This is a genomic window from Thermoplasmata archaeon, assembly GCA_015063285.1.
GTDB lineage: Archaea > Thermoplasmatota > Thermoplasmata > Methanomassiliicoccales > Methanomethylophilaceae > Methanoprimaticola.
Map to the genome: position 1 here is coordinate 1 of SUST01000006.1, position 15,599 is coordinate 15,599.

General features: G+C 50.0%; 21 protein-coding genes and 1 tRNA gene. 10 read left to right on the plus strand and 12 right to left on the minus strand.

What is annotated here, in order from left to right; all coding sequences use genetic code 11:
- The coding region (locus E7Z62_04875) for a cobyrinic acid a,c-diamide synthase (GenBank protein ID MBE6522443.1) at window positions 1–324 on the plus strand (324 nt) is incomplete at its 5' end.
- A 109-nt stretch (window positions 325–433) separates the two neighbouring features.
- On the opposite strand, the gene E7Z62_04880 is transcribed toward E7Z62_04875, so the two are convergent.
- Complete coding sequence (locus tag E7Z62_04880) at window positions 434–763, minus strand: hypothetical protein (GenBank protein ID MBE6522444.1); 330 nt, start codon at window positions 761–763, stop codon at window positions 434–436.
- The gene (locus E7Z62_04885) at window positions 763–1,080 is read right to left on the minus strand and encodes a hypothetical protein (GenBank protein ID MBE6522445.1); all 318 of its coding nucleotides are present in this window, start codon (window positions 1,078–1,080) and stop codon (window positions 763–765) included. The genes E7Z62_04880 and E7Z62_04885 overlap by 1 nt, the downstream gene beginning before the upstream one ends.
- A gap of 323 nt (window positions 1,081–1,403) precedes the next feature.
- Here E7Z62_04885 and E7Z62_04890 point away from each other — a divergent pair, with 323 nt between their 5' ends.
- The 6 genes from E7Z62_04890 to E7Z62_04915 all read left to right on the plus strand — a co-directional run bounded on the left by E7Z62_04890 (window position 1,404) and on the right by E7Z62_04915 (window position 3,436).
- The gene (locus E7Z62_04890; protein MBE6522446.1) at window positions 1,404–1,763 is read left to right on the plus strand and encodes a 50S ribosomal protein L18e; all 360 of its coding nucleotides are present in this window, start codon (window positions 1,404–1,406) and stop codon (window positions 1,761–1,763) included.
- Window positions 1,764–1,768: 5 nt separating this feature from the next.
- Window positions 1,769–2,194: a 50S ribosomal protein L13 gene (gene rplM, locus E7Z62_04895; GenBank protein MBE6522447.1), complete on the plus strand. Its 426-nt coding sequence runs from the start codon at window positions 1,769–1,771 to the stop codon at window positions 2,192–2,194.
- Between the two features lie 4 nt (window positions 2,195–2,198).
- Window positions 2,199–2,600, plus strand: a complete 402-nt coding sequence (locus E7Z62_04900) for a 30S ribosomal protein S9 (GenBank protein ID MBE6522448.1) — start codon at window positions 2,199–2,201, stop codon at window positions 2,598–2,600.
- Window positions 2,601–2,609: 9 nt separating this feature from the next.
- On the plus strand, window positions 2,610–2,801 hold the full coding sequence (locus tag E7Z62_04905) for a DNA-directed RNA polymerase subunit N (GenBank protein MBE6522449.1): 192 nt from the start codon (window positions 2,610–2,612) through the stop codon (window positions 2,799–2,801).
- Between the two features lie 88 nt (window positions 2,802–2,889).
- Window positions 2,890–2,962, plus strand: a tRNA-Pro gene (locus E7Z62_04910).
- 99 nt (window positions 2,963–3,061) lie between these two features.
- On the plus strand, window positions 3,062–3,436 hold the full coding sequence (locus E7Z62_04915) for a hypothetical protein (GenBank protein ID MBE6522450.1): 375 nt from the start codon (window positions 3,062–3,064) through the stop codon (window positions 3,434–3,436).
- A 122-nt stretch (window positions 3,437–3,558) separates the two neighbouring features.
- Here the strand turns inward: E7Z62_04915 and E7Z62_04920 are convergent, their stop codons facing one another.
- The 5 genes from E7Z62_04920 to E7Z62_04940 form a co-directional block, all read right to left on the minus strand.
- Window positions 3,559–4,422, minus strand: coding sequence for a hypothetical protein (locus E7Z62_04920; protein ID MBE6522451.1), 864 nt, complete (start codon window positions 4,420–4,422; stop codon window positions 3,559–3,561).
- 385 nt (window positions 4,423–4,807) lie between these two features.
- Window positions 4,808–5,401 (minus strand): hypothetical protein, encoded by a 594-nt coding sequence (locus tag E7Z62_04925; GenBank protein MBE6522452.1) that lies wholly within the window; start codon window positions 5,399–5,401, stop codon window positions 4,808–4,810.
- A gap of 481 nt (window positions 5,402–5,882) precedes the next feature.
- A complete protein-coding gene (locus tag E7Z62_04930) occupies window positions 5,883–7,280 on the minus strand; it encodes an NCS2 family permease (protein MBE6522453.1) in 1,398 nt (465 codons plus the stop codon).
- Between the two features lie 82 nt (window positions 7,281–7,362).
- On the minus strand, window positions 7,363–7,854 hold the full coding sequence (locus tag E7Z62_04935) for a hypothetical protein (protein MBE6522454.1): 492 nt from the start codon (window positions 7,852–7,854) through the stop codon (window positions 7,363–7,365).
- A 37-nt stretch (window positions 7,855–7,891) separates the two neighbouring features.
- Entirely contained in the window at window positions 7,892–8,818 is a 927-nt protein-coding gene (locus E7Z62_04940) for a hypothetical protein (GenBank protein MBE6522455.1), read from the minus strand.
- Window positions 8,819–8,896: 78 nt separating this feature from the next.
- On the opposite strand from E7Z62_04940, the gene E7Z62_04945 reads away from it, so the two are divergent.
- A complete protein-coding gene (locus tag E7Z62_04945) occupies window positions 8,897–9,430 on the plus strand; it encodes a hypothetical protein (GenBank protein ID MBE6522456.1) in 534 nt (177 codons plus the stop codon).
- Here E7Z62_04945 and E7Z62_04950 read toward each other — a convergent pair.
- The 5 genes from E7Z62_04950 to E7Z62_04970 all read right to left on the minus strand — a co-directional run bounded on the left by E7Z62_04950 (window position 9,420) and on the right by E7Z62_04970 (window position 14,114).
- Window positions 9,420–10,253, minus strand: coding sequence for a hypothetical protein (locus E7Z62_04950; GenBank protein ID MBE6522457.1), 834 nt, complete (start codon window positions 10,251–10,253; stop codon window positions 9,420–9,422). The genes E7Z62_04945 and E7Z62_04950 overlap by 11 nt on opposite strands.
- Before the next feature lie 133 nt (window positions 10,254–10,386).
- Window positions 10,387–10,590: a hypothetical protein gene (locus E7Z62_04955; GenBank protein MBE6522458.1), complete on the minus strand. Its 204-nt coding sequence runs from the start codon at window positions 10,588–10,590 to the stop codon at window positions 10,387–10,389.
- A 67-nt stretch (window positions 10,591–10,657) separates the two neighbouring features.
- Window positions 10,658–11,743 carry an aspartate-semialdehyde dehydrogenase gene (gene asd / locus E7Z62_04960; protein MBE6522459.1) on the minus strand — a complete coding sequence of 362 codons (1,086 nt, stop codon included), beginning with the start codon at window positions 11,741–11,743 and terminating at the stop codon, window positions 10,658–10,660.
- Between the two features lie 85 nt (window positions 11,744–11,828).
- Window positions 11,829–12,203 carry a hypothetical protein gene (locus E7Z62_04965; protein MBE6522460.1) on the minus strand — a complete coding sequence of 125 codons (375 nt, stop codon included), beginning with the start codon at window positions 12,201–12,203 and terminating at the stop codon, window positions 11,829–11,831.
- A 60-nt stretch (window positions 12,204–12,263) separates the two neighbouring features.
- Complete coding sequence (locus E7Z62_04970) at window positions 12,264–14,114, minus strand: cation:proton antiporter (protein MBE6522461.1); 1,851 nt, start codon at window positions 14,112–14,114, stop codon at window positions 12,264–12,266.
- Window positions 14,115–14,305: 191 nt separating this feature from the next.
- On the opposite strand from E7Z62_04970, the gene E7Z62_04975 reads away from it, so the two are divergent.
- The gene (locus tag E7Z62_04975; GenBank protein MBE6522462.1) at window positions 14,306–14,905 is read left to right on the plus strand and encodes a hypothetical protein; all 600 of its coding nucleotides are present in this window, start codon (window positions 14,306–14,308) and stop codon (window positions 14,903–14,905) included.
- A 159-nt stretch (window positions 14,906–15,064) separates the two neighbouring features.
- Window positions 15,065–15,586, plus strand: coding sequence for a hypothetical protein (locus tag E7Z62_04980; protein MBE6522463.1), 522 nt, complete (start codon window positions 15,065–15,067; stop codon window positions 15,584–15,586).
- Window positions 15,587–15,599: the final 13 nt, after the last annotated feature.

Here is a 15,599-nt window from a genome sequence, read left to right on the forward strand (position 1 = left end):
CATGATTCATGCGGGGTCATCAAGGGAGAGGTCAGGAACACAGGGAAGCTCTCCAGATTCGGTTACATCACCGTGTCATCGGACGATCCCGGGTCAATTCTGAAGGATGGTCCAGTCAAGGGACATGAGTTCCACTATTGGGACAGCGACAACTGCGGATCCTCCTGGAAGGCCGTGAAGACCAATGGGAAGGAGTACACATGCATGCATGAGGAGGGGAATCTCATCGCAGGATATCCTCATCTGTACTTCTATTCGAATCCTAGTGCCGCTTATAATTTCCTTTTGAAAGTCGCGGACTACAAGAAGAAAGGAAAACCCTGAGACACTGGTTATCAGATACTTCACCCGTGTGTCTCAGGGAATGGGCGGATACTCTAACGGACGCAATGGTATGATCAGATGCCAAGCCGCCCTCTTGGCATTTGAGCGTTCAAGCAGTTTCTGTGGTAGGCATTTCGATGCTTACCCTGTTGGCAATGAAGACCATGATTGCCCAGATGGCCAAGATTATCAGAAGCATCGGTACTCCTATCTCTCCCATTTCGACAAGCATTTCTGCCGTGTCCTCAGGGTCTGACATGGCTGTCAGGAAGGGGGGCCAGGGCACAATCTCTCCATGCCAGATGTGCTCTACAAGAAGTGCTAGCACACCTCCCCAAATCATTACGTTCAACCAACCAATATGATATTTCTCAGGAATCTTATTCCTGAATGCTGTGGTAAAGACGCCGACTGTGGCGGCGACTAAGAAACATGCCATTACTGTGCCTCCTCTGTTGCATTCTTGTTTTTATTTTCTGTTTTAGTGATTTTTACTCTGTCCAGGATGACTGCAATCTCCCAGATCATGAAGACTGGAATTATCATGCATAGACTGAGCATGAACGGATCTACTCCAACCTCCAAGAAGTCTCCCTCAGCACCCTCTAGGAACCAACCGATCACATGATCCACGAATATCATGGCAGTGAGCGCCCAAAAAGCGAGTGCGAGATGACCATAACGGTTCACTCCCGGTTTATTGATCCAAGCGAAGGTTGCTACTAAAGCGCAAATCGCTGCTATAACTAGCCACATTTTTGCTTATTCCTCCATAGTGTTACTTTTTGTAAAAAAGTATGCAATATATAAAAATTTACCAAATAATAGCATTAAAAACTGAGTGTTTTAACATGTTTATTGCACTTTTTATCCAATAATATATAAATATATCTAATTCAACAGACAGCAAGAAAAAGGCAGATATGATGTCAAAAAATATGTCGGTATGTCGTGTCTTTCAAACGTTACTTTGATAATCCTCTTCTTCTTCCATATATTACGCGCACGTGAACCCGTAGATATCTTTATATTAAGGACCAGTATACAACGGCTTACCCAATGTCGGGAGAGTCAGAAATATGACAACAGCAAAGACAAACCCCCAGTTGGTTGCCACGATCGATAATCTGAAGGCAATCACAAGGGACAACAACGCTGCTATCTGGCGAGACATCGCGCTTAGGCTCGAGAAACCCAAGAGGAACTGGGCCGAAGCGAATCTCAGCAAAATCGAGAGGTATGCCAAGGACGGAGAGACAATCCTCGTCCCCGGTAAAGTTCTCGCAGCAGGTAGCATCAGCAAGAAGGTAACAGTAGCCGCATACAGCTTCAGCGATGCTGCCGCGAAAGCAATCGTAGCCGCTGGCGGAAAGACGCTGTCCATCGAGGATCTCGCAAAGGAGAACCCCAAGGGAACCGGTGTCAGGATCATGAGGTGATTTGGATGGTTACAGTTATCGACGGAAGGAACCTCATTCACGGAAGGCTTGCAGCCATTGTCGCGAAGAGGATCATGGACGGCGAGGAGATCGTTGTCCTCAACGCAGAGGCCATTGTCATCACCGGTAAGAAGGAGAACACCTTCGCCGACTTCAAGGCAAAGGTCGACCGCGGAGACACCACCAAGAGGAAAGGACCGTTCTACCCCCGCAGGGCAGACCTCCTGTTCAAGAGGTGCGTCAGAGGAATGATCCCCTGGACATCCACCAGCGGAAGGGACGCTTACAGGAGACTCCACGTCTTCGTCGGAACACCCAAACAGTTCCAGGACGTTGAGACGGAGAGGCCTGAGGGCGCAGTCAAGAAGATCGGCGGATACTACACAACCCTGGGAGCCGTATCCAAATACCTGGGTTCAAAAGTGAGATGATTCCATGGTTGAGTGCGTAAACACAAGTGGAAAGAGAAAGACCGCGATCGCAAGGGCTGTCGTCAAGGCAGGTACCGGAAAGGTCACCATCAACAAGGTCCCTATTGAGGTCTTCACGCCTGAACTTGCAAGGCTCAAGATCGAGGAGCCCCTCGGTCTCGTTCCTGAGAAGGCAGAGAAAGTCGACATCGCTGTCGTTGTGAACGGCGGAGGAGTCATGGGACAGGCAGCAGCCGCAAGGACTGCCATCGCCAGGGGACTCGTCCAGTTCTACAAGGACGACGAGCTCGAGGCTGTCTTCAGGGCTTACGACAGGACTCTTATCATCAACGATGACAGGAGAAAGCTGCCTAAGAACCCCCAGGGACCCGGAGCACGTGCAAAGAAGCAGAAGTCCTACCGTTGAAGTGATAGCATGATAATACCCGTGAGATGTTTCACATGCGGAAAGGTCGTCGGCTCAGCCTACCCCGAGTACGCGAAGCGCGTGAAGGCAGGCGAGAACCCCAAGGATGTCCTGGACGACCTCGGATTCGAGAGATACTGCTGCCGCAGGATGATCGTCTCCCATGCTGATCTGATCGGCGAGATCGCGCCTCTAGGATAAAACTATCAAAACCCGTCTGGACAGTACGTCCGGGCGGGTTCCTTAAACAATAAACTTTTTAATCAAAACAGATTACCCCGATTCTGTCGGGCCCGTGGGGTAGCTTGGTATCCTTCGTGCTTGGGGTGCACGTAACTCCAGTTCAAATCTGGGCGGGCCCACTTCGATTTATGTCATCTGACGTAAGTTTTGCACCCACTCAAACCTAGTCTGGATAGATACAAAATGCCCTCAAACCCCCTTAGGAAGACGGTGTTGTCGTGGCGTTCGACTGCGAGGCACCGGGACTGGACGGGACCTTCCTGAATCCTGAAGGGACCTGGTCATATTCGATAAATCCGTTGAACTGGAGGACCGACGGTACCGTTGCGGACAGATCGTTGAACATATGCTCACGCGTGTACGACCTCCTTGGAAATCCAAAGGAGGAGATACCCAACCATTGCGGCTGCTACATAGAACCTGGGAGAGGGGTCCTGAAGGTCACGGACGTGGAACCGGAAAATATCGAACAGCTGATCCCGGGACTTCCGAAGGAATGCTTCCATGTCCAGGACTACCAGTTCTTCTTCTACAATCTGAAGAAGAATGTCATGGATGGGAAGGCTGCATTCTTTGGGAAAAGACGAATCTGATCCGAAGTGCGATTTCATTAGGTCTTTTCTGATCGGAATGTGGCTCCGACCATTATCCAAATCAATTTGAAAAAACTGGTGTTCAGCCGGCATAAATGATGCCGACTTTACACCAAATTGGTTTATGCAGTTATGGTAAGTTTCACGGATGCATTATATTCAATTTTCTGCATAGTGACCTTACCTTCTTGTTTGAGGATCGTTCCCTTGTAGACATAGACGTTGACACCGTCGTAGATCTCTTTTTCTTCAGTCTCCCCAGTGATCGTATAGATGGTCACACTCTTTCCCTCGAAGGTGCCCGATTTCTCTGTGATTTTGCATTTTTTGTAGTCGTCAGGATCATAACCGAAGTTACCTTCTGTGTAGAAGTCTTTGACATCACAATCATCATCTTTGGTTGTCACAGAATCGAATGTGATTGTCAATTTCCCGCTGCTAGTACCTAAATGAAGAGTTGTGGTCATTGTACCAGATTCCGAGGTCATTTTCGATTCCAAGGATCCGCTGACCATAGTAACGTTCGTCCCATCATAAGTGATTGTTAGGTCGTAGACGTAATGCATACCATACAGTGTATCATACTTACCGGTAATTGTATAGTTGTTGCCATCATGTTTTACATTGACGCCCTGAGGAATCGTATCGGAAGTATAATCGAAACCGAACATTTCCTCGAAGGACTCAGGTGAAAATGAGTCAAGCTGATACGCATCGTACATAGGAGCTCCAATAATTTTAGTTGTTTCCGTGTAACTGACTTTTCCGTTCGAAACGGACTTCACTTCGTGAGTGGTCTCGAGCTTCATATCCCCGATTGTACCGGACAATTCCATTTTCATGCCCTTCTTTATGTTATCTGTAGAGTCCAAAAGGTCGTATTGCGAATCTTTAGAATCATTGTTGTTGTTCAAGACGAAGAATGCTGCGCATCCTCCGATGGCTACAACAGCGATGACCGCTATGGCGATAATCTTTGCATCCATAATGGAAGAGTTGATTTGATTGATTTAAAAGTATTGAGTTAGTCCAGCTTTACGCATGATTTCGACATAAAAACACATCTTAGAACAGCCAAAAAGACCGACGTTAGTGCTCACAAGGCATTGAATCTGCCTTCGACGGCCATAGTGAGGTTATCTCGTAGATCTTATCCTGAGCGAGGTTCTGAATAGATATTATGTTTGTTCATGTGGGGTCACAATAGAAACGATTCATTGTCGAAATGATATGCAGAACAATTATTATACGTAGAATCTGCCATACTACAGAGAGTTCTGTAGAAGCAGATTTGTTGGATTATATGAGGCCGAAAATTCCGCGATAGCGTAAAAAAGGAGAGGCAACCGTTGGGCCACCTCTTGTTGGGTTTCAGAGTTTTATGAGGCTGGTGCCCTTCAGGGTCATTTCCTGAGTCTCGTCCTGTGTGGTCTTGTAGAGGACGTCATTCGAACCGAAGTAGTATATCTGGACTACTTTGCCATCGATATCGTCGTTGTATGTCATCTGCTGGGCTGTGAGTTTCTTCTTTCCGAAGGTGGTATCGATAGTCTCGTAGTATTTTTCACCGTAGGCTACTTTGTATTGCGCTTCCATGACCTTCTTCGCATACTCGTATGAAACGAAGGCGAGGAACTGATCCTTGGTGAACTTGAGGCCTGATTCGGTCGTTATTTTGTCTCCATCGATGGATTTGATGACGAATTTTGCAGTCCTTGTCGAATCGGTCTTCACGACACTGGTTGCTGTGCATGTTTCGCCGTCGCAGTTGGAGACAGTGACAGTTTGCTCGTTGTCCTGTATAATGCTGTTCTTTGCTTTGACGAATGAGCCGTTGGTGACAACCTGCTCGTCAATAGTCTTCTTGACATCCAGGTTTGTATCTGTCAATTCCAAGGTACCGGTAGCCATAGCCGACTTAACGGTCATTTTGTAGTATACGCCTGAGGTCTGATCGATCCACATGGCAGAATCGTTGCCTGATTCGTAGCTGTACGTATAAACGTCGCAGATGACGTCTTGTCCTTTGAACTTGATCGTTTCGGTACCGGTTTTTCAAACATGCTGGCGTCACGGTAAAGGTAGCCGGTCAGGAATTCATAGATCGGCAGGTCGTCATAGATTGTTGTCGTCGTGTCGTGCTCCGACATCTCGACTTCGATGTAACCGCCTACTTTCAAATCCGTTCTGATGCTGTCATCCCGCTGTTGCCCGAAAGTAGGAAATATGCTCCTACTCCAGCCACAGCGATGATCGCTACTATGATAATCGCAATGTAAGTGGATTTTATGATGATTTAGTAGACCAACTCATTAAAAAAAGAATTTTCAAGTATGTCGGAGAATGTGCCTCATGAACCATAGCTGTGATGACATCCATCTTTTCCTTGAATGAGATGTTTCGCATCATTTGAGGTTACGGCGGATGTCTTTCTCATCGATCGACATCAGATGTTGGGGATGACGGTATAGGTCAGTACGAAATACACTAGGAAGACGACCCCGATCACCTTCATCACCGTAGGTATCTCCGATTTCTTACCTGTGAGAACCATTCCCCAAAGATATACCATGGAGCCGAGAGCTATCCCGTCCGTTATGGATCCGGCCAATCCCATCATGAAGATCGTTGTGAATGCTGTCGCCAAGGATATGGGGTTCATCCAGTTGATGTCCTTCACGGTCCTGATCATCATGAAACCCACGATCACGAGCGCCCCGACCGTGCATGCTGACGTGACGATCGAGAAGACTGGTGTGAAGAACAATGCCAAGAAGAACATGATGCCGACGACCACAGCCATCAGACCCGTCCTTGCACCGGCAGTTATCCCTGTTGTGGACTCGACAAAGGATGTCGTGGTGGATGTACCTGCAACCGCACCGAACACCGTGGCCAAGGAGTCCGTCATGAATACCTTCTCGTTCCCTTCGACGTTGCCCTCGTCGTCGATTACGCCTGCCGCATTTCCGGCAGCCACAAGGGTGCCGGTCGTGTCGAACACATCGACCACGAGCAATGATATCACAGAGACAATGAAAGCGGGCCACATCTTGATGTCGAACAGTTCGAAATGTGTGAAGACATCTCCGAAGAGACCGAAATTCGGTGTGGTGACTATAGCATCCACAGTAGCCGTTCCCACTCCCGGAATCAGGCTCATGCCGTTCACGGTGGTGTCCCACCCGAACAATTGGCCTCCGATGAATCCGACGATCACGGTCAGGATCGCCCCTATCAGGACCGCGGACCAATGATTTCTGTACCACAGGGCCAGTGTGGTCAGGATGCAGAACAGGCCAAGCAGCACGCCCGGGGATCCGAGTTCTCCAAGCGTGAGCGCGGAACCTTCCCCGTGGACGATGATTCCCGCATTGAACAATCCAACCATGACGATGAAGAACCCTATACCCCCAGAGATGGCGAGCTTGATGATCAGCGGGATCCCGTCCATGATCTTATGCCTTATACCGGTGACCGTGAGGATGAGGAAAAGCACTCCAGATATGAACACGGCCATCAGCGCAGAGTAGTAGTCGAATCCCATCGCGCCCACTATGGTGAATGCCACGAAGGCGTTGATCCCCATCCCGGGGGCTAAGGCCAGCGGGAATCTCGCATAGAGTCCCATGAGCAGACATGATACACATGCTGCCAGTGCCGTCGCGCCGACCAGATCTTGGAAGTCTATCCCCGTGGTGCTGGACAGGATGGATGGGTTGACCGCCAGTATGTACAGCATAGCGAGGAACGTGATTATTCCGCCTCTGATCTCCGTACGGATATCGGAGCCCCTCTCGGATATGTGGAAGAAATCATCGATTTTGGTCGACAGTTCAGACATGTTTCGCCTTTTGGTTAGTATTACATTGACTTTAAGGTATTTACTTATCCTATGGATGCTTCTTCAAACCTCGAGAATTTCCTCATTCCAGAATAGGGAACCTCTTGACGATGCCCAATTCCTTCCATTTGCTGTGGAGCGACAGGCGCTCATACCCTCCGAGGAAGTACGTCGCCGCCAATCCCGCTATGAGGATGATGCGATGGTCTATGAGGGGATTATCCTTCGGAGGGATGCATAACGAGTACATGATCAGAAGGAACGCGACCATGAAGACCGTAGTAAGTTTGGATGCTATCCCGAGGATCAATGTTATCCCCATGATCAGAAGGCCGGCCATCAACAGCAGGTCGACGAACTGATTGCCTCCTATCGAGTCGTAGAAGTCCTTGAATATCCCTCCGGTCACATAGGTGACGAAGGACGACGGGGATGCCCCGTCGATCAATCCGGATCCGCTGGGCGTCTGGAACCCCAGTCCCAATAATTTGTCGAAGAACGGCCAGAGCATTATCCATCCTACCAGTATCCTGAATGCAGCCAGGCAGTATTCCCCTTTCTCTTTGTTTTCCATGCCGGTGAATCCCGGTTCATGATAATTAGGATGTCTGTCAGCGCGTGAAGGCCATGAGGATTTTCTCGGGAAGAGTCTTCTTCTTCTCGGAATGGACATGCTCCACGCCGATGGCGCCCTCGTGGCGGGCGATGAGCCTCACGAGCTTCTCCTCGTATGCCCACTGGTCTCTGATGTGGTCGTTCATCAGATGGATGGACCACATGGTGGAGATGATCGAGAACAGACCGAATGTGAGGATCATGGGGATCACGAACTTCCACAGAGGTATCTTGGCGTCAAAGGCTTCGATCGTTCCGAGATTGGGGAAAATATCCGACATCTCCTCTGCGAACAGTTCCGTGAACCTGTGCTGCAGAACCGTATGCTTGGCGATGTGGCGGTAGATGTAGATGCTGGTGAACGAAAGCTGGACGATCATCACGAATATCAGGATGTTGATGGTCATCACGGCCATGTGCGGTTCCAAGTTGCGCAGGCTGATGAACAATGCCTGGAATACGCATACGGTTATCACGAACGCGAACCAGATGAGGAATCCCCTCGCTACGCGTCTGATCCTATCCAGATATATCTGGTTGCGTATCGATATCAACTCTTCGGTCCCGCGCCCGTATGATTCCATGTATGTTATCAGGGAATCCATCCAGACGACGTCGCGTTCGTTGTGTTCGAGATACGTCTTCAGGATCAGGTAGAGGATGAACGTCCCGATGGTGTATTCCATGAGATGGGCGCCCGCGAAATCGTCCATGTGGTCCAGTATGAAATTGGGCAGTTCAATCACATCGGTGGGGTCTGCAATGAACCTGTTGTAGACCCACAGGATGTCCAGAGTGAGAAGTATTGCAACGACCGGAGTGACGACCATGATCAGGAGCAGTGCTCCGATGCGGATTATGGAATCCTTGTCCGAGCGTCTGACGACGCACGTTAGGAATCTGTCGGCACCCGTGTCGGTCATAAAACAGCAATTATAATTACTGTTAATACAGTTTCCGTTCGCGCTCTTATGTTCTCAATTTGGAAGGATAGGAAAAAAATGAGGACCGACCTCAGAAGTATGCCCAGGGTTCTGATAATCGGAGAACTGTTGCTGGCCTTCGTCCTTCTGCGTTATCTGATGAACTTCACAAGCATGGTATCTCCTACCGAGGGGGATTGGATCCAAGTCTGGGCCAATCTTCAGTCCATCATCGTCTCCTTGGTCATGGCGGTCCTGACCGTGTACTCCATCGTGGGGATCCCCTCTGCCAAGCCCCAGTCGTGGCGCAGTGTCGTCCGCTCGGCGATCCTCTTGAACATCATCAACTGGTTTTACATCTTCCTGGAAAGGAGGGACCTCCTAATCTCAGGAGTGGTGTTCGATGCCAGGCTTGTCGCCCTCCTGATGGTCGCGGTCGTGGCGATCATGTTGCTCCCGACGGTCAGGAAATTCTATACGCCTCCGATGATGGATACACCCCCAATGAGGGTCTGGGTGCGCTACATCTTCAACATTCCCATGGATGTGGCCGACTCTTTCAAATTCAGATATCCGGAGAAGAACGAATCAGAAGAGAAGCTCAACGAGTGAAGACCATCCATGCCTTCTCTATGAATGTCTTCGGTTTGTCGGAGAATACCTTCTCGACGCCGATGGCGCCCTCGTGTGCCGCCATCGATCTCAGTAGCATCTCCTCGTACTCCCACTCGTCCCTTATATGGTCGTTCATCAGATGGATGGACCACAACGCGGAGATGATCGAGTAGAATCCAAGTGTGACCGCCATCAGGACCAGGAACTGCCACAGTTTGGCCTGATGCTCGAGCTCACCGACCGTCTCCAGTTTCGGAAATTCGTCCGACATCTGCTCCTTGAACGATTCCGCGAACTCATGCTGCAATTTGGTGTGCCTGTAAATGTGGATGTAGATGTAGATGCTCGTGAACGACAGCTGCAGGATCGTCACGAGGATCAGGATGTTGATCACCATCACCGCCAGATCGGGCTGCATGTCCCTCAGGCTGATGAACAGTGCCTGCATCATGCAGAGGAAGAGCACGATGATGAACCAAATCAGGAACCCCTTGGTCACGTTTCTCGTCCTGGTCACATCCGCTTCGTTGCGAATGCGCCTCATGACCGAAGTGTCGCGCCCGTAGGAGTCGACGTATTCTATCAGGGATTCCATCCATTCGTGGTCGCGCTTACAGTGGTTGAGATATGTATTGAAGACCAGGTACAGTATGAACGTTCCTATGGTGTACTCCATAAGATGGGCACCCACGAAATCGTCCATGTGCTCGATTATGAAGTTCGGGAGTTCGATGACATCAGTGGGGTCTGCGATGAACCTGTTGTAGACCCATAGGATGTCTAGAGTGAGGAGTATGGCGAACACCGGGACTACGATCATGATCAGTATTAATGCGCCAATGCGGATAATGGAATCACGTTCAGAACGCCTCACTACACATGTTAGAAAACGATCCATCCCCGGTCTGTCCATGGATGAGGATGAAGGTGCTTTTAGAAAATCGTTTGGATGATTAAACTTTCAGCTCTTTCTCCAGAACAGGAGCGGCACGGTCCATAGCTATCAGGGATTCAGTCGGCGCCGTATTGCTCCTTGACAGGTTCTGCGAATATGCGGGGGTAGTGGTCCTGAGCGGATTTAGAATTCTTTGAAGGACTCTGCTGTAGAAGACGTAACCGAGCACAAGCGCGATTGCCCCTACAGCTAACATCAACATAGGGCGGAAAAACTTAATCTAATATATAAACGGTTAATAGGGGCGCGGTCGCCCGCGCCTCCTAACATCAGCGTTTCGTGATCAGACCTTTGGCGGTCAGAAATTCGGCGCAGAGGACTGCTCCTCCGGCGGCTCCGCGCAGGGTGTTGTGGGAGAGCCCTACGAACTTCCAATCGTAGATGGAATCGGGTCTGAGCCTTCCGACGGTGACACCCATCCCGTGCTCGTAGTTGACGTCCATCAGGACCTGGGGCCTGTTGTCCTCCTCAAGGTACTTGATGAACTGTTTCGGAGCATTGGGCAGGTTGAGGTCCTGGGGCTCTCCCTTGAACTTCTCCATGGCCTCGATGAGCTGTTCCTTGGTCGCAGGCTTCTTAAGCTTGACGAAGACCGATGCGGTGTGTCCATACAGTACAGGCACACGAATGCATTGGCTGGTGATCTTTGGGGTGGTCGCGGGGACGATCTCTCCGTTCTCCACCTTACCCCAGATACGCATGGGCTCCCTTTCGCTCTTCTCCTCCTCTCCGGAGATGAAGGGGATGATGTTGCCGACCATCTCGGGCCAGGAATCGAAGTTCTTTCCGGCCCCAGATATGGCCTGGTAGGTGCTGACGACGACCTCGTACGGCTCGAACTCCTTCCATGCCTCCAACACAGGGGTGTAGCTCTGGATGGAGCAGTTGGGTTTCACCACGATGAATCCGCGCTTGGTGCCGAGACGCTTCTTCTGGGCTTCGATGACCTCCACGTGATGGGGGTTGATCTCGGGAAGGATCATGGGGACGTCGGGGGTCCATCTGTGGGCACTGTTGTTGGATACGACGGGGATCTCGCGTTTGGCGTAGTCCTCCTCGATCTTCTTGATCTCCTCCTTGGACATCGCAACGGCACTGAACACGAAGTCGACCTTGCTGCAGATGTCGTCGATGTCGGCTACATTCTGGACTATCATGCCTTTGACGTTCTCGGGGAGGGGGGTCTCGATGCTCCAGCGTCCGCCAAGAGCCTCTTCATAAGTCTTTCCTGCGGAGCGCTCGCTTGCAGCCAGAACAACGATCTCATACCAGGGGTGGTCCGCCAGAAGGGATACGAATCTCTGTCCCACCATACCGGTTGCCCCCAGAATACCTACCTTGAGTTTCTCAGACATGGTTATCAGCCCATAGATTGAATTGTAATCTGGGGTAACAGGCTGATTATATAATTAATTGGGGGACGGAGTCCCCCTAGAAGAATCAATTCGATTTCTTGCGCACTGCGATCGTTATCAGGTAAAGGACGACGATTGCGATTGCGAAGACCGCTGTGAATATGAGGTTATCAGCGTACTGGTAGACGATGATGGCCCCTCCCACTGCGATCAGGATGAATCCGTAGAGCGTGGCTGCTCCCGAATCGGATGTTCCGTAACGGTCGGGTTCGCTGCTCCTGAGGAATGCAGATAGCAGCTCGTAGACACCGAACACCAGTATCGGCAGACCGATAGCAGGTAACCAGAGTCCCGTGAAGTAGTAGTACAGCAGTCCGATGACAACTGCAATCAGAACGACCGCTGCCGTGATCGCTCCCCAATTTCTGTCGCCTCCTTCGCTCATTGTGTGTTCCTCCATATGGATTTTGCAAGATGCGAATGGCAGTGCTGATATTTACACAATGGCGCTTGGGAAGGCTCACTGTTCTTCGGTCTTCTGCTCTTCTTCCTTGTGCTCATAGGGCAGGTCGGGAAGTGCGGGACCCTTCTTCTTGAAGATCATCTTCCAGAGGTGATACATCACCAGCACGATGAGCACCAATATCGCAACGACCACGTGGTAGATCGTACCGAGGTTGTTCGGAACGACGATGATTATCAGGATGTCGAGAGCACCTGCGAGGATCATGGGGTTGATGAACTCATAGAACTTGCTCTCGTTCTCGCTCAGATTCATGGATTCGGCTGCTTTCCTCTTTCCGACGTCCATGATGTACAGGACCAGACGAAGGTTCGATATGAGCCCTTTGCAGGGTATCAGCAGAATGAGGAAGTTCACTGCAACTATGCCTGTTCTCCACCACACCTCTTGGCCTCCGAAGTGTGTGACCAGCCATTCTGTCAGGAAATCATATGAGAAGAAGAACAGGACCTCTATGATAATTATCAGGAATGCGTCGAAGTAGATGTTGGCGAGACCCTTGGAGAAAGCTTCCTTCGTTCCTGTTGCGACATTCTCGAGACTCGTGTAGACGTTGTCCCTGATCGCTGTGAGCTTGTGCCCTATGCCCTTGATAGGTGCGGGCGTATGCTTCTCCAATCCAGTGAATGTCCTGTCCGCATATCTTGTGAATATCGGCAATGTGATCATCGAGACCAATGCGGCACCGATGACCGATGAATAGAAGTTGATGTCGACGACTCCGTTGTCCAGAGCCTGCTTCGAGATGATGAACGCAAATTCTCCCATGGCGCATAGGCTGATCGCGGAAAGGAATCCGATACGGTTGTCCCCGTTGCCGATCCAGTAACCGAGATAGACTGTGGCGCTCTTGCATACCGCGAATACGGCGAAGATGATGAAGATAAGGCCTATGTTGTCGGCGAGACTGCTGAGCGTGACCTCCATTCCCACCGAGATGAAGAACATCGCCATGAACAGGCTCTTCAGAGGTTCTACGAAGTGCTCGACAGCATCCTTCGGACGGGATGTTCCCACGATTATTCCCATCAGGAATGCCCCGATAGCGACGGACAGGCCCATCTTTGTTCCTGCGTAGCACAGTGTGAACAATCCGCCGAGACAAAGAAGGGAAATCAGTTCGTCGTTGGATCTCTTGTACATCCAATCTATGACGCGGGGGACGATGAGCAGTCCTGCGGTGAAACAAGCGATCATGAAGATCGCAATCTGAATGATGAGAAGGGCCAGGTCATCTGCGCTCATCTCGCTTCCGACGAGCATAGGCGTCAGCATGGACAGCATGATGACCTGTCCGATGTCCTCCATGATTGTAATGAGGACGAGCGTCTCGATGTTCTCCTTATCCAATGTCCCCTGTGATTTCAGTACGGCCATCACGACGGCTGTACTGGAACCGGAGATGATACATCCCAAACAGATACTCTGGAGCATATTGAATCCTAGGAATGTACCGGCCAGTATTCCGCCTATGACCATCAGGGGCAATTGGACGAGTGCAACGACGATTGCGAATCTTCCCTGTTTCTTCAGTTTACGAAGGTCGATCTCCATACCGATGGAGAACATCAGCATGATCAAACCGAGCTCCGAGAAGACTTCCACGACATTCATACCGCTCTCGTCGATACTCAGATAGTTCGCGATGATGATACCTGCCGCCAGGAATCCGATCAGCGGCGGGAACTTCAGTCTGCTCATGACTATCGATAAGAAAGCGGCCAGAAGGACCAGGGTTGCCATTGACGCTATGAGCACGACTTCATCCATTTTATGCGTACCTCGGATTAGGGTGAGTTGTCGTAACGGCCCTTTTATTATATACTTTCGCACGACTGAACGATGCATGTTTTTGGTTTTTTCACTTCATTCGGACATGTTTTTCGGTTTTTAGGTTGGATGAATAATATAACCATGTTCAGACTTAACATCCCTTGGTTGTTTTCTGAAAAATCGATACTGGTACATATCAAAAAAAATGGTAAGAAATGCTTGATTTTTAGGAAAACACTATATATAGACTATGCGATTTCGAAGGCATGGCATTCTTTAGCGCTAAAAACGCGGGATTGGCATTCATGATTGTGGCAGTGCTGTCCATCATCTCAGCAATTGCCCTCATCGTCATGTCAATCATGGACGTGGATGTGGAGTCCATCAAGGCCCACGAGTTAACATATTTCATCATTCTTGCAATCGGAGAGGTCATCTGTGCATGCCTGTACTTCACATACGGACAGAAAGTCAGGAGTGGAGCAATTGACAAGAAGATCGATATTCTCGCCAACTATGTCAAGATCGTAGGAATCACAACAATCATCGGCGGACTCTTCTCTGCTGTTGCAGTGATCGTTGAGGGCGGAGATCTCGGATCTGCTCTTGTCGGAGCAATAATCGCAATCGTCCTCGGTCTTATCATCTTGTTCATCGCGAGCAAGATCAACGATGGAAAGCAGACCACCGGAGACAAGCTCATTTGGATCATTCTCCTCGTTGTGTTTGTCATCTGTCTGCTCTGGGCAATCCTGGAGATCATCGCAATCATCACCATCATCAGCGGTATCTGCGACCTGATCATCTTCTCCTTCATGATCCTCCTCCTCATTGACGAAGACGTTAAGAAAGAGATGGGAATCTGATTCTGTAAGACCAGATAAACTTTTCAAGGGGCTTCGGCCCCTATACCTTTCTTTTCCACTTTCGGACTTATTTTCGGGATGCTGGATTGCTCTCTTGTGCAAAGTTGTTCGGTCACCCCCCTGTGAGATTCTTAAACTGTTGCGGATGTAAGGCATTCCGTGACGCATAACGATGACATGAGAAGGCTGATGTCCAGAGCATTGGTGGAATTGGACCGCAGTTTCGGAAGGTACGACTCGGGCAGGGTGATATCGGGTAACAAGGTCCCGTCCTACAAGGATGTCATCGACAAGGAGGATCCGCTCAGGCTGACGCAGAGAGTCCTGGTGAACCCTGTGATGGAGTACCTCGGATACGCATCCATGTTCTCGGAGGATGTTTTCAGCGGTAAGGTCCCCGGTGTATCATTGGCGACCGTATCGATGAATTCGGTACTGTCATCTGCATCGTCCAGGGTGTTCTCGGCCATGAATGCGGACCATGCATCCCTTGGGATCGCCACCGATGGGTTCCGTTGGGCTTTGGCCGTCAGGAGGGGGTGTGTGAACAGGATCTGTGCAATGTCCGATCTGCGGCCCTATTACATCGAGATACTCGACAGGGATAGGTTCCGCGAGGCCTATACGGAGGATGACAGAGCGCTGTCGGAGTTTCTACAAACCTTTACTAAAAACCGCTAAGCTTTATCATCTG

Excerpts from the sequence above, each read along its gene's own strand:
- E7Z62_04885 (MBE6522445.1), bottom strand. The coding sequence starts at position 1,080 with ATGTGGCTAGTTATAGCAGCGATTTGCGCTTTAGTAGCAACCTTCGCT.
- E7Z62_04970 (MBE6522461.1), bottom strand. The coding sequence starts at position 14,114 with ATGCATCGTTCAGTCGTGCGAAAGTATATAATAAAAGGGCCGTTACGA.
- E7Z62_04940 (MBE6522455.1), bottom strand. The coding sequence starts at position 8,818 with ATGACCGACACGGGTGCCGACAGATTCCTAACGTGCGTCGTCAGACGC.
- E7Z62_04950 (MBE6522457.1), bottom strand. The coding sequence starts at position 10,253 with ATGATCGTAGTCCCGGTGTTCGCCATACTCCTCACTCTAGACATCCTA.
- E7Z62_04930 (MBE6522453.1), bottom strand. The coding sequence starts at position 7,280 with ATGTCTGAACTGTCGACCAAAATCGATGATTTCTTCCACATATCCGAG.
- E7Z62_04935 (MBE6522454.1), bottom strand. The coding sequence starts at position 7,854 with ATGGAAAACAAAGAGAAAGGGGAATACTGCCTGGCTGCATTCAGGATA.
- E7Z62_04890 (MBE6522446.1), top strand. The coding sequence starts at position 1,404 with ATGACAACAGCAAAGACAAACCCCCAGTTGGTTGCCACGATCGATAAT.
- E7Z62_04955 (MBE6522458.1), bottom strand. The coding sequence starts at position 10,590 with ATGTTGATGTTAGCTGTAGGGGCAATCGCGCTTGTGCTCGGTTACGTC.
- E7Z62_04920 (MBE6522451.1), bottom strand. The coding sequence starts at position 4,422 with ATGGATGCAAAGATTATCGCCATAGCGGTCATCGCTGTTGTAGCCATC.
- E7Z62_04945 (MBE6522456.1), top strand. The coding sequence starts at position 8,897 with ATGAGGACCGACCTCAGAAGTATGCCCAGGGTTCTGATAATCGGAGAA.
- asd (MBE6522459.1), bottom strand. The coding sequence starts at position 11,743 with ATGTCTGAGAAACTCAAGGTAGGTATTCTGGGGGCAACCGGTATGGTG.
- E7Z62_04880 (MBE6522444.1), bottom strand. The coding sequence starts at position 763 with ATGGCATGTTTCTTAGTCGCCGCCACAGTCGGCGTCTTTACCACAGCA.
- E7Z62_04925 (MBE6522452.1), bottom strand. The coding sequence starts at position 5,401 with ATGTGGATCGATCAGACCTCAGGCGTATACTACAAAATGACCGTTAAG.
- E7Z62_04975 (MBE6522462.1), top strand. The coding sequence starts at position 14,306 with ATGGCATTCTTTAGCGCTAAAAACGCGGGATTGGCATTCATGATTGTG.
- E7Z62_04900 (MBE6522448.1), top strand. The coding sequence starts at position 2,199 with ATGGTTGAGTGCGTAAACACAAGTGGAAAGAGAAAGACCGCGATCGCA.
- rplM (MBE6522447.1), top strand. The coding sequence starts at position 1,769 with ATGGTTACAGTTATCGACGGAAGGAACCTCATTCACGGAAGGCTTGCA.
- E7Z62_04965 (MBE6522460.1), bottom strand. The coding sequence starts at position 12,203 with ATGGAGGAACACACAATGAGCGAAGGAGGCGACAGAAATTGGGGAGCG.
- E7Z62_04905 (MBE6522449.1), top strand. The coding sequence starts at position 2,610 with ATGATAATACCCGTGAGATGTTTCACATGCGGAAAGGTCGTCGGCTCA.